This window comes from Oerskovia merdavium, from assembly GCF_014836755.1.
GTDB classification, from domain to species: domain Bacteria; phylum Actinomycetota; class Actinomycetes; order Actinomycetales; family Cellulomonadaceae; genus Oerskovia; species Oerskovia merdavium.
In genome coordinates, this window is sequence record NZ_JACSQF010000015.1 from 92641 (window position 1) to 106104 (window position 13464).

Sequence of the window (13464 nt, forward strand, 5' to 3'; positions counted from 1 at the left end):
TACCGCGCGAGCGCACCCTCAGCGCGGGGTGTTCCTCGTCACCCCCGTGGAGGCCCGCGGATCAGACCCCCGAATCGGCTCCTGCCGCCTCGAGGATCGCGACCAGCGCCTCGACCGCGGCGGGCGGCCCCGCGACCGTCATGTCCGTCCCTGCCGGGCGCCCCCGCAGGCCGGTCACGAGCGCCCCGGCCTCCTGGGCCACGAGCGCCCCTGCCGCGAGGTCCCACGGGTTGAGCCCGCGCTCGTAGTACAGGTCGAGGCTCCCGGTCGCGACCAGGCACAGGTCGATCGCCGCGGACCCCAGCCGGCGGATGTCTCGGACCTGCGGCAGGACCGTCGTCAGGACCTCGGCCTGGTGACGGCGCCGCTCGGCGTCGTACCCGAACCCGGTGCCGACCAGCGAGGTCGCGAGCGGGCCCGCAGGGTTGACGTGCACGGCCTCGCCGTCGAGCGTCGCACCCGCCCCGAGCCCCGCGGTCCAGGTGCGGCCGTCGACGATCGAGTGCACGGCGCCGGCGAGCACGGTCCACTGCGCGGGGTCCGCAGGCCCTGCGACGACCGCGACCGAGATCGCGTACGAGGCCACCGAGTAGAGGTAGTTCACGGTGCCGTCGATCGGGTCGATGACCCAGGTGAGACCGGACGTCCCCTCGGAGGCCCCCTCCTCCTCGCCGAGGATGGCGTCGTCGGGCCGCTCGCGCGCGATGATCCGGCGCAGCAGGGCCTCGGACTCGGCATCCATGGCCGTCACGACGTCGACTGCGCTCGACTTGGTCGAGGCCACCTCGACGTGCTCGGGACGGCCCTCGCGCACGAGCGCGCCCGCCTCCCTGGCCATGCTCTCGGCGAGCGCGCGCAGTGCGGCGATCGTGACGTCGTCGGGCAGGCGGGGGTCATCGATGAAGAAGGTCACGGCTCACATCCTGCCCGACCCCGCACCCCCGCGACGACCCGACCACGGCCCGGGGACCGTCCACCCGAGCCGGAGCGAGACCAGCCGGAAGCCGAACACCAGGCCGATCGTCGCGAGCTGGGTCCACAGCGTGAGCCACCCCTCGTGCCACAGCACGGCCGTGATCGAGGCACCGACGATCGCAGGGACCGCGTAGAGCTGGCGGTCCTGGAGGATGAGCGGGGCCTCGCTGCTCAGCAGGTCGCGCAGGATCCCGCCCCCGATCCCCGTGAGCGTGCCCACGATGACCGCGGCCATCATGCCGACGCCGTAGTCCAGGCCCTTGGTCGTCCCGATCACGACGAAGAGCGCGAGCGCTCCCGCGTCGAGCACGACGATGCCCCGGCGCATGCGTTCGAGGCGTGGGTGGAAGAAGTAGATGAACACTCCGGCCGCGAGCGCCGCGACCACGAGCTTCCAGCTCGAGATCCCCACGGGGGGCAGTGCGCCGATGAGCACGTCGCGCAGCATCCCGCCGCCCAGCCCGGTCGCCCAGGCCAGCACCAGGACGCCGAAGATGTCGAACGACTTGCGGATGGCGGCCAGCCCGCCGGACAGCGCGGCGCAGAACACCGCGCCCAGCTCGAGGACGTCGTCCAGGGGGAACTCGATCACGGGGAGAATCATCCCAGCAGACCTCACCGGGCGGCACACCGAGCCGCCTGCGCCGTCCCGGCGCGCCGGGGTGGCACTCTCGGGAGTGCAGGCCCACCGGCGACGAGCCGGTCTGCGACGTCGTTGGAGGATTCATGAGTGAGCTTGAGCTGGTGAGGGTGCACGAGGACGGGGAGCATCTCGTCCTCGCCGGACCGGACGGTGCGCGCTTCACCCTGCCCGTCGACGACGCGCTCCGCGCCGCCATGCGCCGCGACCGCGCCCAGCTCGAACAGCTGCGCTCGCAGTCCCCCGACGTGCTGCCCGTGCGCGAGATCCAGGCGCAGCTGCGCGCGGGGCTCAGCGCCCGCGAGGTGGCCGAGAAGGCCGGCATCCCGATCGAGCAGGTCCATCGGTTCGAGGGCCCCGTGCTCGCCGAGCAGGAGTACGTCGTGGGTCAGGTGCTCAAGAACCGCGCGGGCCACGACGAGGACTCCCCCACGCTGGGCGAGGTGGTCTCCGAGCGGCTCACGGCGCGCGGCGTCGCCGAGGACGACGTCGAGTGGTCCGCCGCGCGCACGCACGCGGGCCCGTGGACCGTCACGGCGCTCTTCCTCATCGGCGACCGTGCGCGCAGCGCGCGCTGGTCGTACGACTCCCAGAACCGCACCTTGCACGCGCTCGAGGACGAGGCTCGCTGGTTGTCGGGCACCGACGTCGCCGAGGAGCCCGTCCGCGGGGTCCGCGGCGCGCTCTTCGACCACTCGGCCCGGGGCGGGCAGGCGTCGGCGGGACCGTCGTCGTCGACAGCGCAGTCGGCACCGTCCGCCTCGTCACCCGCGGACCCGGTGGACCGCGAGGACGTGCCCTCCCCGCTGCGCGAGGAGACCGACTCGACCTCGTCGATGCTCGACGACCTCAGCCAGCGTCGCGGCGTCCGCCAGCACCGCGACGAGCCCTCGGCACCGTTCGAGGGGTTCGGACCGCCCCAGACGTTCGACCTCGGCGAGCGCTCGGGGCGCCGGGACGAGGCCCCGGAAGACGAGGAGCCCGCGGGGGCCAAGGTCTTCTCGCTGAGCAAGGCGAGCCGCAAGGAGCAGCGTCCGGAGCCCGACGGCGGAGCGCACGACGCGGCGTCGTCGCACCGGGACACGGGTCACCCCGCGGGCACGGGCCATCGGGGGTCGCGCGAGACCGACGACGACCACGGCTCGACCGACGCGCACCCTGCGAGGGAAGGGGGCGCCGAGACGAGCACCACCCGACCTGGCGCGGCCTCGCACGGAGGGCGCGACGTCGTCGGGACGGTGCGCGACGAGCGCGACGGGCGCGACGGGCCCGACGCGACCGGTGAGCACGGCGAACGCCCCGCACCGCGCACGGGCGAGCCGCGACGCCCGCGCAAGACGCGGGCCAGCGTCCCGTCGTGGGACGAGATCGTGTTCGGCGCCAAGCCCGAGCACTGACCGGCTCTCCCCCGCGCCGCGGGGTGCGACGACGTCCTGGTGCCGCCCCTACCCCGCAGCCCCCGGCAGGTCGAGCGCGAGCCCGTCCCCGGTCGTCGAGCGCAGCCGCGCGGAGACCGACGTCATGCGGCGCATGTGGTGCCGGCGGCACAGGACCTCGTACGCGACCTCGCTCGCGCTCTCCCCCGTGTTGCCGACCACGACCTGGGCCCCCTCGACGACCATCCAGCCGTCGATCGTGCGCGCGTTGTGCGTCGCGCGGGCCCCGCACCAGCACAGCGACTGCACCTGGAGCACCTCCACGCGGTCGGCGAGCTCGATGAGCCGCGCCGAGCCGGGGAAGAGCCGCGTGCGGAAGTCGGCCGTGATGCCGAACGCGTAGACGTCGATCTCGACCTCGTCGACCAGGCGGGCCAGCTGCTCGACCTGGGTCGTCGAGTAGAACTGGGCCTCGTCGCAGATCAGGTAGTCGACCGTGGTGCCGCGCATGCGCTCGGCGACCACGAAGGACCAGAAGTCGGTGTCGTCGCGGACCTCGTGCGCGGCGACCTCGAGACCCAGGCGCGAGGACAGGCGGTCGGTCCCCGCGCGGTCGTTGCGCGAGAAGATCAGCCCGCAACGACCCCGAGCGGTGTGGTTGTGGTCGAGCTGGAGGGCGAGGGTGGACTTGCCGCAGTCCATCGTCCCGGAGAAGAAGACGAGCTCAGCCACGGTCGTGGGCCTTTCGGTGCGGGGGAACAGGTCCCCGGAAGGAGGCGCCCGGGGGCTCGCGACGCCCGGGCGGAGGCGTGGTGCTCAGGTGGTCGTGACGAGCAGCGGGACCTGCATCTCGGTGCGGGTGAGCGAGCCGTGGACGCCCACGAGCTGCATCGAGGCCGGCGTCTGGGTCCGTGAGTCCACGACCGTGGCCCTGCCCCGCATCGCGACCACGACGTCGCCGATCGTCGGCAGCACGTGCTCTGCGACGGGACCGAACCAGCCCGCAGCGACCGCGTCCTCGCGCAGCGCGACGAGGGCCGCGTCCCCGAGGACCTCGGACCAGCGACCGGCCACGGCCGACGCCTGGTCCGCGTGCGTGTAGACGTGCACGGCGCGCGGCTCGCCGCCCACGAGCGCGACCCCGCGGTCGAGCGCGGGCGTCCTCGCGACGTCCCAGCGCTGCGAGCGGTCGACGTCGACCATCCCGTGGTCGGCCGTGACGAGCAGCAGCGTGCCGTGGGGCAGCGCCCGGGCCAGGCGACCGAGCTCGCGGTCGAGGTCCGAGAGCGCGTCGCCCCACTGCCGCGAGCGCCAGCCGTGATGGTGACCCGCCTTGTCGACGTCTCCCCAGTACAGGTACACCAGCCCGGGGGCCGTGAGCTCCCAGGCGACCGTGTCGACGCGGTCCGCGATGGACTCGGCCGCGACGTAGCGCGCGCCGCGCAGGGCGGCCACCGTCATCCCCGAGCCCGCGAAGCGCGCGGGGCCCACCGACAGGACCTCGCGCCCCGTGGCCGCGACCTGCTCGAGGACGGGCGGCTCCTGCTGGAGCTCCTGGGGCGGGGCGGCGCCCTCCCACGAGACCATGTTCGCCAGGCGCCCCGTGACGGCGTTGCGCTGGGTGTACCCCAGCATGCCCGTCCGCCCGGGCGAGGTGCCCGTGCCGAAGGTCCCGATCGCCGCGGCGGTCGTGCTGGGGAAGCTCGAGGTGAGCACGCGCGAGGACGCCAGGAGCGAGCGCAGGAACGGGGCGTGCCCCGCGCGCTCGGTGAGGTTGGCGTGGCCGAGCCCGTCGACCAGGACGACGCACACCCTGTCCGCGGTGGGCAGCGCGAGGTCGGTGCGCGCCTGGGTCGAGCGGGTCCCCGTGGCGGTCGTCAGGTCGACCCCGAGCGCGCCGGCCGCCGCGGGCAGGACCGAGCTGAGCGCGAGGCCGTCGTAGCGGGGGGCGAGCAGGCCGTCGGGCAGGACCTCGGGCAGGACCGTCACCGGCTCGCCCGGCCTGCGTCGCGGCGGGCCGTGGCCGTCGAGAGCTCGCGCGCGAACGCGAGCGCGTTGCGGACGGCGTCACGCCCCTCGGCCTCGGCGCTCACACGCACCACGATGTCGTCGGGCGTGATCTGGCCCGTCAGGCCGTGGTCGGCCTCGCAGCCCGGGTCGGGGCACTGCGCGGGCTCGAGGTCCACGCGCGAGACCGCCCCCCAGCCGATCGCGAGCGTGACCTCGATGGGGGGTGTGCCGCTGCGGTGCTTCTCCGGGTCGAGGACGACGTGCGTGAGCGAGACCGAGCGCAGCTCGGTGATCGGCACGGACTCGGTGGTCGCCGCTGCGGAGGCCGAGGGGTTCTCGCTGTCCGCGGGGTGGTCGTCGACGTGGGCCGTGATGAGGCGCGTCGGGGTCAGGACCAGGACGGTCAGGTGGCGACGGACCTCGGTGTCGAACGTCGTCTCGACGTACACCAGGTGGGACACGAGCTCCTCGCCGGCGATCGCGACGTCGAGGACGTCCTGGACCAGCTCGGGGTAGTAGCCCGCGCGGCGCAGCTGGGAGGTCAGGTCGGTCCGGGAGGCAGATTCAGCAGATGGCACCCGGGCATTCTCCCACCGCTCGACACGGCGGGGCCAGTCCGCCCCGGGCTGTGGGTGCCCGGGCCCCGCGGCGGCCTGTGGACGCCTCAGCCCGGCAGGGCCCTGCGCAGGGTGTCGGCGCGCTGGGCGCCCGCGACCTGGACCCGGGCGCCCGCACCGCGGCGCCGTGCTCGGCGACCACGACCGGGTAGATCTCGACGCTGCGCAGCTCGGGCAGCTCGTCCGCCATGAGGGACACGCGCGCGATCAGGTCCTCGAGGGCAGCGGTGTCCGCGACGGGCGCGCCCATGTACCCGAACAGGCGGGGCGCGGCGCGGATCGAGCGGACCATGGTCGCGACGTCGACGTCCGTGAGAGGTGGCACGCCGTAGCTCACGTCGCCCAGGAGGTCGACCGCGTCGCCCGCGAGCCCGAACGAGACGACCGGACCGAAGAGCTGGTCCTCGGTCGAGCGCACGACGCACGCCACGCCGGCGTCGCTCATGCGCTGGACCTCGAAGGGCGCGGGGCCGCCCTGCTCCCCGTGCCCGTCCGTGCCGGCTCCCGGGCCGAGCACCCCCGGCAGCACGGCCGCGAGCGTCTCGCGCATCTGCTCGACGTCGTCGCGCAGCTCGTCCTCGTCGCCGATGTCGAGGCGCACGCCCCCCAGGTCCGCACGGTGCCGCAGCGACTCGGCGGTGCTCTTGAGGGCCACGGGCCAACCGATCTCGTGGGCTGCCGCGACGGCCTCGTCGGCCGTGCGCACGCGGCGCGAGGGCCACAGCTCGATCCCGTAGGCCGCGAGCAGGCGCCCGACGTCCTGGGGTTCGAGGTCCACCACGGTGTCCCCGACGAGCGCCCCTTCGACCAGGGCACGCGCCCCGTCGGAGTCGACGCCCGTCGGTCGCTCGACCGTGCCGTGGTCGGCCTCGCGCCAGCGGGCGTACCCGACCACGGCCCCGACCGCGGCGACCGCGTCCTCGGGCGTCGAGTAGGCGGGCACGTGCACGGGTGGTCCGTCGGGGTTCGTCGGGTCGGGGGCCGAGAGCTCCTCGGCGAGCCCGTGCATGCCCAGGACGCTCGCGACCGTGGTGCGCCCGCTCGCCGCGGCCGCGCGCGCGACCGCCCGCGAGAACGCCTCCCCGCGCGGGCGCACCGTGGGCACGTGCACCGCGACCACGACGTCGCACGCGTCGGGAGCGAAGATCGCCGCGACAGCGGCCTCGACCTCGTCGTCGTCGGCGTCCTCGGCCACGAAGCCCGACCGGTCCGAGACCACGAGCCCCGCCGACCCCACGGCCTCCGCGACGAGCGCGGTGAGCGCCGCCGAGGACGTGAGCAGCCCGATGCGCCGGCCGCTCGGCAGCGGCTGGTACGCCAGGAGCTGGGCGATGTCGACCAGGTGGTGGGTGTTCTCGGCGTGGATCACGCCCGACTGGCGCAGCATCTCGTCGAGCGTGCGGCGCGGGGCGCGCGTCGAGCGCACCGCGTGCCCGGGCGGCACGACCTGCCCCGAGCGCCCCGCGGTCACCACCACGACGGGTTTGACCGACGCGAGCCTGCGCGCGATGCGGGAGAACTTGCGGGGGTTGCCGATCGACTCGAGGTACAGGCACACGACCGAGGTCTCGGGGTCGTCCTGCCAGAACTGCATGAGGTCGTTGCCCGAGACGTCGGCCCGGTGCCCGGCCGACACGAACGACGAGACCCCGATCCCGCGGCGCAGGGCGGTCGCCAGGAGCGTGACCGCGGTGGGCGCCGACTGGCAGAAGATCCCGATGCTCCCGGCGGGCGGCAGCACCTCGGCCAGGCTCGCGTTGAGCCGGTGCTCGACGTGGGTCGTGAAGAGCCCGTACGTCGCGGGACCGACCACGCGCATCCCCGCCGCGTGCGCGGTGCGCAGCAGCTCGCGCCGCAGGGCCACGCCCTCGGGCCCGGTCTCGGCGTAGCCCGCCGAGAGCACGACGACGGCGCGCACGCCCAGGCGCTCGAGCTCGGCCGTGGCCGCGATCGCCTCGTGCGGGGGCAGCGCCAGGAGCGCGAGGTCCACGGGCCCGGGGACGTCCGCGAGGCGCGCGAAGAACCGGACGGCCGGACTCCCTGCCGCACCGTCGTCGTCGGCGCTGTCGGCGCTGTCGGGCTCGGCCCCTCGCTCCGTGGGCTCCGTGGGCTCCGAGGAAGGGTCGTCGAAGCCTGCGGGGGGAGCCACGCCCACGACGTCGAACGTGCCGTCCCCCGGGTCCGTCAGCGCGTTGGCGAGCACGCGCTCGGCCATGAGACGGCTCGCGGTGCCGGGCTCCGCCGTCGGGCCCGGTCCGACGAGCAGGACGCGACGCGCCGTGAGCAGGCCGTGCATCGAGCGCGCCTCGGCGCGGTGCTCACGGTCCGCCATGACCGCCCGCGAGCGCTCGGTCGGGTCGAGGTCGACGCTGACGGCGACGATCCCGTCGTCGACGTGCTGGCTCGTGGCGTACCCGGCCTCCTGGAAGACGGCGAGCATCTTGCCGTTCTGCGGCAGCACCTCGGCGCTGAACCTCCGCACCCCGCGCTCCCTCGCGGCGACCGCGAGGTGCTCGAGCAGCACCGAGCCCAGCCCGCGCCCCTGCTCGGCGTCGGCGATGTTGAACGCGACCTCGGCCTCGTGCGGCGTGACCTTGTCGAAGCGCGCGACGCCGATGATGTCCTCGCGCGACCCCTCCCCCACGCGCTTGACCGCGACCAGGGCCACGCGCTCGTCGTGGTCGACGACCGTGAAGCGCGCGAGGTCACGGTCCGAGAGCCGCTCGATGTTCGCGAAGAAACGCAGGTAGGTCGAACGCTCGGACTGCCCCATGTGGAAGCGCTGGAGGGCCGGGGCGTCGGACGGGCGGATGGGGCGCACGTGCGTCGTGCTGCCGTCGCGCAGCACCACGTCTGCCTCCCACTCGACCGGGTACTCCCCCTGGCCGGCGTCGTGGGGCCCCGCGTCGGGCTCCGCCGGGACGTCGTGTCCGCTCACCCGCCCTAGGCTACGTGGGTCGCGGCACCGCTGGTCAGCGGCACGCCCGGTTCGCGGGAGAATGAGGCCCGGGTGTCGGTGCCCCGCAGTATCGTTCGCTGGTACTGCGGGGCACCCGCAGCACGTCCCGACCAGGCCGCACCCGTGCCCGCGGTGCCCGCTGTGCCGCACCCGAGCCTTCGCCACGCGACGACCGCTGTCCCCGACCCACCGACCCGCAGGAGCCCGACGACCCATGGCGCGCAGACCGTCCGCCTCGAAAGCCCCGCTCGACCCGAGCGAGGTCCACGAGAAGATCATCGACATCGACGTCACGACGGAGATGGAGGGGTCCTTCCTCGAGTACGCGTACTCGGTCATCTACGCCCGTGCCCTGCCGGACGCGCGCGACGGGCTCAAGCCCGTCCAGCGCCGCATCCTGTTCCAGATGTCCGACATGGGCCTGCGTCCGGACCGCGGCCACGTCAAGTCGGCGCGCGTCGTCGGCGAGGTCATGGGCAAGCTCCACCCGCACGGCGACACCGCGATCTACGACGCGCTGGTCCGTCTGGCCCAGCCCTTCTCGCTGCGGCTGCCCCTCGTCGACGGGCACGGGAACTTCGGGTCGCTCGACGACGGCCCCGCGGCCCCCCGGTACACCGAGGCCCGCCTCGCGACCTCGGCCATGGCCATGACCGTCGGGCTCGACGAGGACGTCGTCGACTTCATCCCGAACTACGACAACAAGCTGACCCAGCCCGAGGTCCTGCCCTCGGCCATCCCGAACCTCCTGGTCAACGGAGCCGCGGGCATCGCGGTCGGCATGGCGACCAACATGGCGCCCCACAACCTGGTGGAGGTCGTCGCCGCGGCCCAGCACCTCATCAAGCACCCCACCGCGGACCTCGAGGCGCTCATGCGCTTCATCCCCGGCCCGGACCTGCCCGGGGGCGGCAAGATCGTCGGCCTCGACGGCATCCGCGACGCCTACCGCACGGGCCGCGGCTCGTTCCGCACGCGGGCCACGGCGCGCATCGAGAACATCACGGCCAAGCGCAAGGGCATTGTCTTCACCGAGCTCCCCTACCTCGTGGGGCCGGAGAAGGTCATCGAGAAGATCGCCGAGGGCGTGAAGTCGAAGAAGCTCGTGGGCATCACCAACGCGACCGACCTGACCGACCGCGCGCACGGACTGCGCCTGGTCGTGGAGATCAAGACGGGCTTCAACCCCGAGGCCGTGCTCGAGCAGCTCTACAAGGTCACGCCGCTCGAGGACTCGTTCGGCATCAACAACGTCGCGCTCGTCGAGGGCCAGCCCCGCACGCTGGGCCTGCGCGAGCTGCTCCAGGTCTGGGTCGACCACCGGATCGACGTCGTGCGACGTCGCAGCGCGTACCGGCTCGCCAAGCGCAAGGAACGGCTGCACCTGGTCGAGGGCCTGCTGCTCGCGATCGTCGACATCGACGAGGTCATCCAGGTCATCCGCACGAGCGACGACGCGGACACGGCCCGGACCCGCCTGCGCGAGGTCTTCGACCTCTCCGAGCCCCAGGCCGAGTACATCCTCGAGCTGCGGCTGCGCCGCCTCACCAAGTTCTCGCGCCTCGAGCTCGAGAAGGAGCAGGAGGCCCTGCGCCTCGAGATCGCCCAGCTCGAGGAGATCCTCGGCGACGACGCCAAGCTGCGCGCGGTCGTCTCGGCGGAGATGAAGGAGGTCGCCAAGACCTACGGCACGCCCCGCCGCACCATCCTGCTCGAGTCGGCGGGCGCCTCGCCCACCTCGGCCCAGGGCGTGCTCGGGACCGTCTCGGCCGTGCCCCTCGAGGTCGAGGACACCCCCTGCTGGGCGCTCATGTCCGCGACGGGGCTCCTGGCCCGCACGAGCGACGCGACCGAGCCCGGCACGGGCGGGCGCCGTCACTCGCACGACGCGCTGCGCGGCACCGTGCTCGCGAGCGTGCGCAGCGACGTCGGGCTCGTCACGAGCCGCGGACGGATCGTGCGTCTCTCCGTGCTGGACCTGCCGACCCTGCCCCCGACCGACGGCGCCCCGAGCCTGTCCGGCGGTGTCCCGCTGAGCGAGATCGTGAGCCTCGAGCCGGGCGAGGAGCCGTTGACGATCGTCTCGCTCGACCCCGACGCGCCCACCCTGGCGCTCGGTACCGCAGGCGGCGTGGTCAAGCGCGTCATCGCAGGCGACGTGCCGACCAACCGCGACGCCTGGGAGGTCATCTCCCTCAAGGAGGGCGACCGCGTGGTCGGAGCGGCACCGGTCACCGACCAGGACGAGCTCGTGTTCGTCAGCTCGGACGCGAACCTGCTGCACTTCGACGCGTCGGCCGTGCGCCCCCAGGGGCGCAGCGCGGCCGGCATGGCGGGCATCAAGCTCGGCCCGGACCAGCGCGTCACGTTCTTCGGGGTCGTCGAGGCCGACAGCCGCGACCTCATGACCGTCGTGACCATCGCCGGGTCGTCCGACGCCCTGCCGGGCACGCAGGCGGGCGCCGGGAAGGTCACGCCGTACGAGCTGTACCCGGGCAAGGGACGCGCGACGGGCGGCGTCCGCGCCCAGCGCTTCCTCAAGGGCGAGGACTCGCTCATCTTCGCGTGGGTGGGCCGCGGCCCCGGCCGGGCCGTCGGGTCCGCCGGGCAGCCGGTCGACCTCCCACCGGTCGACCAGCGACGCGACGGCTCGGGCGCACCGCTCGACGTCCCGATCACCGCGATCGGCGTCGGCTGAGCACAGCACGACCTCGCCGCGTCGCGCGGCGAACGGCCGAGGGGCCGACCGGTGTCTCCGGTCGGCCCCTCGGCCGTCTCGTGCGGCCCGCACGGCGCACAGGGCACGCCGACTAGGACTCCCCGGCCTCGCCCGCGTCGCGGCGCAGGATCCCGACCGCGAGCAGCGCCTGGCCCGCGAGGTAGGTGAGCATGACCCAGAACCCCGACGACAGCGGCCCCGGGACCTCGAAGCCCGGGACGAACGCCCCGAGCGCGATGAGCGCGTCGGAGACCAGGAAGATCGCCCCGCCGATGCCCGCGACCCGGTGCACGCCGGTCGACAGCACCGCCATGATCGTCAGGCACAGGCCGTAGAGCACCACCGGGACCAGCAGCGCGCCCGCGTGCGGGGCGCACAGGACCACGAGCGCCACGAGGGCGAGCGCGTAGGGCACGAGCAGGACCGGGCGGCGCAGCACGCTCGACCCGCGCGACGGCCAGAAGGCCGCGACGTACGCGAGCTGCGCGAGCAGGAAGAACCCGACCATGGTCAGGAACGAGGCGTCGCCGCTCGACAGGTCGGGCGCGGAGTCACCGAGCCAGGAGAACCCGAGCGCGACGAGCGTCCACCGCACGAGCCGGGACCGCCCGCGCGACCCTGCGGCCGGTGCGGCGGCCGCGCCGCGGGGCGATCCCGTCGCGGTCCAGACGACGAGCGCCAGGAGCGGCATGACGAACCACTGGGTCACGTTCGCGACCTGCTCCGCTCCGGCCAGGTGGGCGACCAGGTGCACCACGGAGAGCAGCAGGAAGGCACCGGCCGCGAGCGCCGCCAGGGGGCGGCGCCGCAGCACGGTCATGATCGGGACCGTCCGGTGCGAGGTGGGTGCGTGCGAGACGCGAGGAGTCGAGGAGACCACGTCGTTCCCTTTCCAGGAAGGGCGACCCGGGTCACGGGCGCCCTGGCGCGCGGCACCGTTGCCGCGCTGACCTGGGGACACGGTAGGGCCTCAGAGCTCGATCGAGTACATCCGGGAGCCGTCCTTCTTCTCGTAGCCGAGGCTCGCGTAGAGCCCGTGGGCGCCGGACGGGTTCTCGGTGTCGACGTCGAGCTCGGCGTACTCGACCCCGCCCGCCTGGTACGCGGCCATGCCCGCGCTGAGCAGCGCGAGCGCGATCCTGCGCCCGCGGTACTCCCGGCGCACCCCGAGGGTCTCGGTGTAGCCGCTCGAGTACCCCGCGACGGGCCAGTCCTGCTCGTACCGGCCGGACAGGAGGTAGCCGGCCACGACGGGACCGCCGGCCGTGATGAGGGCGGGAGCCGCGCCGTTGGGCGTCTCGCTCACCGACTCCGAACCGTCGACTGCACCGGGAGCAGGGGCGACGTCGTCGACGACGAGCACGCTCCACTCGGGGGCGAACATGCTGCGCCCGTGCACCCACGACTCGGGCGTCGCGGGCTCGCTGCCCCAGTGGTCGCGGAACGCGTCGTTGTGGGCCAGGCGCGTGGCCTCGTCGAGCTCGGGAGACCATGGCACGACGCGCAGGCCGTCGCCCAGCGCGACCTCCGGGACGGGCAGCGACAGGTCGCGGCGCAGGGTCGAGTAGTAGCGGTTGGCCGTATAGCCCGCAGCCTCGAACAGACGGCACTCGGACGCGTCGTCGTCCTGGACGTAGCCCGCGATGCGCGCGGGCAGCTCCTTGCCCGAGGCTGCGAGGAGCTGCCGGGCCCGCCCCGTCGACCAGGCCAGGACCTGCCGACCGACACCGCGTCCCCGCCACCGCGGGTGGACCGCACCCTGGACGAACGCGCGGACGACGCTCGCGTCCCCGGGACGGGTGTCGACCGACGCGTAGGCGCGCGGCTCGCCGTCGGCGTCCAGGCCCACCAGGGTGTCGCGCGCGAGGTCGCGCCACTCCCCCTCGAACATCTCCTCGGTCTCCTCGAGCGAGGTGCGGAACGGGTGCTGGTCGTGCTCCTCGACGGCCGCGGTCAGCCCGAACAGGGCCGGGGCGTCCTCGAGCGTCAGGGAGCGCCAGACGAGGCCGTCGACCTCGGGGAGCGGCAGGTGGGCCGGTGCGGCCACGCGCTCGGCGATCGGGGCCAACGTGGGCGGGGCGGGCGGTTCGGTGCTCATGCGCACCACGCTAGGTCGCGAGGTGACGCGCAGCATCCTGTTTTCCGGACGCCCGGGTCCCCGCACGCGG

10 protein-coding genes are annotated in these 13464 nt (G+C 74.1%); 2 read left to right on the forward strand and 8 right to left on the reverse strand.

The window, feature by feature from the left end:
- Nucleotides 1–61 precede the first annotated feature (61 nt).
- Complete coding sequence (locus H9641_RS14655; protein ID WP_318244608.1) at nucleotides 62–913, reverse strand: inositol monophosphatase family protein; 852 nt, start codon at nucleotides 911–913, stop codon at nucleotides 62–64.
- Nucleotides 914–916: 3 nt separating this feature from the next.
- Nucleotides 917–1567, reverse strand: coding sequence for a trimeric intracellular cation channel family protein (locus tag H9641_RS14660; protein ID WP_318244609.1), 651 nt, complete (start codon nucleotides 1565–1567; stop codon nucleotides 917–919).
- A 134-nt stretch (nucleotides 1568–1701) separates the two neighbouring features.
- On the opposite strand from H9641_RS14660, the gene sepH reads away from it, so the two are divergent.
- The gene (gene sepH, locus H9641_RS14665) at nucleotides 1702–3012 is read left to right on the forward strand and encodes a septation protein SepH (RefSeq protein WP_191805031.1); all 1311 of its coding nucleotides are present in this window, start codon (nucleotides 1702–1704) and stop codon (nucleotides 3010–3012) included.
- Between the two features lie 48 nt (nucleotides 3013–3060).
- Here the strand turns inward: sepH and H9641_RS14670 are convergent, their stop codons facing one another.
- From H9641_RS14670 to H9641_RS14685, 4 genes are all read right to left on the reverse strand, one after another.
- Nucleotides 3061–3723, reverse strand: coding sequence for a thymidine kinase (locus tag H9641_RS14670; protein WP_191805033.1), 663 nt, complete (start codon nucleotides 3721–3723; stop codon nucleotides 3061–3063).
- An 84-nt stretch (nucleotides 3724–3807) separates the two neighbouring features.
- Nucleotides 3808–4980, reverse strand: coding sequence for an alkaline phosphatase family protein (locus H9641_RS14675; protein WP_191805035.1), 1173 nt, complete (start codon nucleotides 4978–4980; stop codon nucleotides 3808–3810).
- Nucleotides 4977–5579, reverse strand: coding sequence for a DUF5998 family protein (locus tag H9641_RS14680; RefSeq protein WP_056650182.1), 603 nt, complete (start codon nucleotides 5577–5579; stop codon nucleotides 4977–4979). The genes H9641_RS14675 and H9641_RS14680 overlap by 4 nt, the downstream gene beginning before the upstream one ends.
- Nucleotides 5566–8556 carry a bifunctional acetate--CoA ligase family protein/GNAT family N-acetyltransferase gene (locus H9641_RS14685; protein ID WP_404821951.1) on the reverse strand — a complete coding sequence of 997 codons (2991 nt, stop codon included), beginning with the start codon at nucleotides 8554–8556 and terminating at the stop codon, nucleotides 5566–5568. Before H9641_RS14685 ends, H9641_RS14680 begins: the two co-directional genes overlap by 14 nt.
- Nucleotides 8557–8791: 235 nt before the next feature.
- Between H9641_RS14685 and H9641_RS14690 the strand changes: the two genes are divergently transcribed.
- A complete protein-coding gene (locus H9641_RS14690; RefSeq protein ID WP_191805037.1) occupies nucleotides 8792–11275 on the forward strand; it encodes a DNA gyrase/topoisomerase IV subunit A in 2484 nt (827 codons plus the stop codon).
- A gap of 112 nt (nucleotides 11276–11387) precedes the next feature.
- Here the strand turns inward: H9641_RS14690 and H9641_RS14695 are convergent, their stop codons facing one another.
- Nucleotides 11388–12176: a lysoplasmalogenase gene (locus tag H9641_RS14695; protein ID WP_318244610.1), complete on the reverse strand. Its 789-nt coding sequence runs from the start codon at nucleotides 12174–12176 to the stop codon at nucleotides 11388–11390.
- Nucleotides 12177–12266: 90 nt separating this feature from the next.
- Nucleotides 12267–13394, reverse strand: a complete 1128-nt coding sequence (locus H9641_RS14700; protein WP_191805040.1) for a GNAT family N-acetyltransferase — start codon at nucleotides 13392–13394, stop codon at nucleotides 12267–12269.
- Between the last annotated feature and the right edge of the window lie 70 nt (nucleotides 13395–13464).

What these genes read in the sequence shown, in the direction of transcription:
- sepH (WP_191805031.1), top strand. Translation starts at nt 1,702, where the DNA reads ATGAGTGAGCTTGAGCTGGTGAGGGTGCACGAGGACGGGGAGCATCTC.
- H9641_RS14690 (WP_191805037.1), top strand. Translation starts at nt 8,792, where the DNA reads ATGGCGCGCAGACCGTCCGCCTCGAAAGCCCCGCTCGACCCGAGCGAG.
- H9641_RS14700 (WP_191805040.1), bottom strand. Translation starts at nt 13,394, where the DNA reads ATGAGCACCGAACCGCCCGCCCCGCCCACGTTGGCCCCGATCGCCGAG.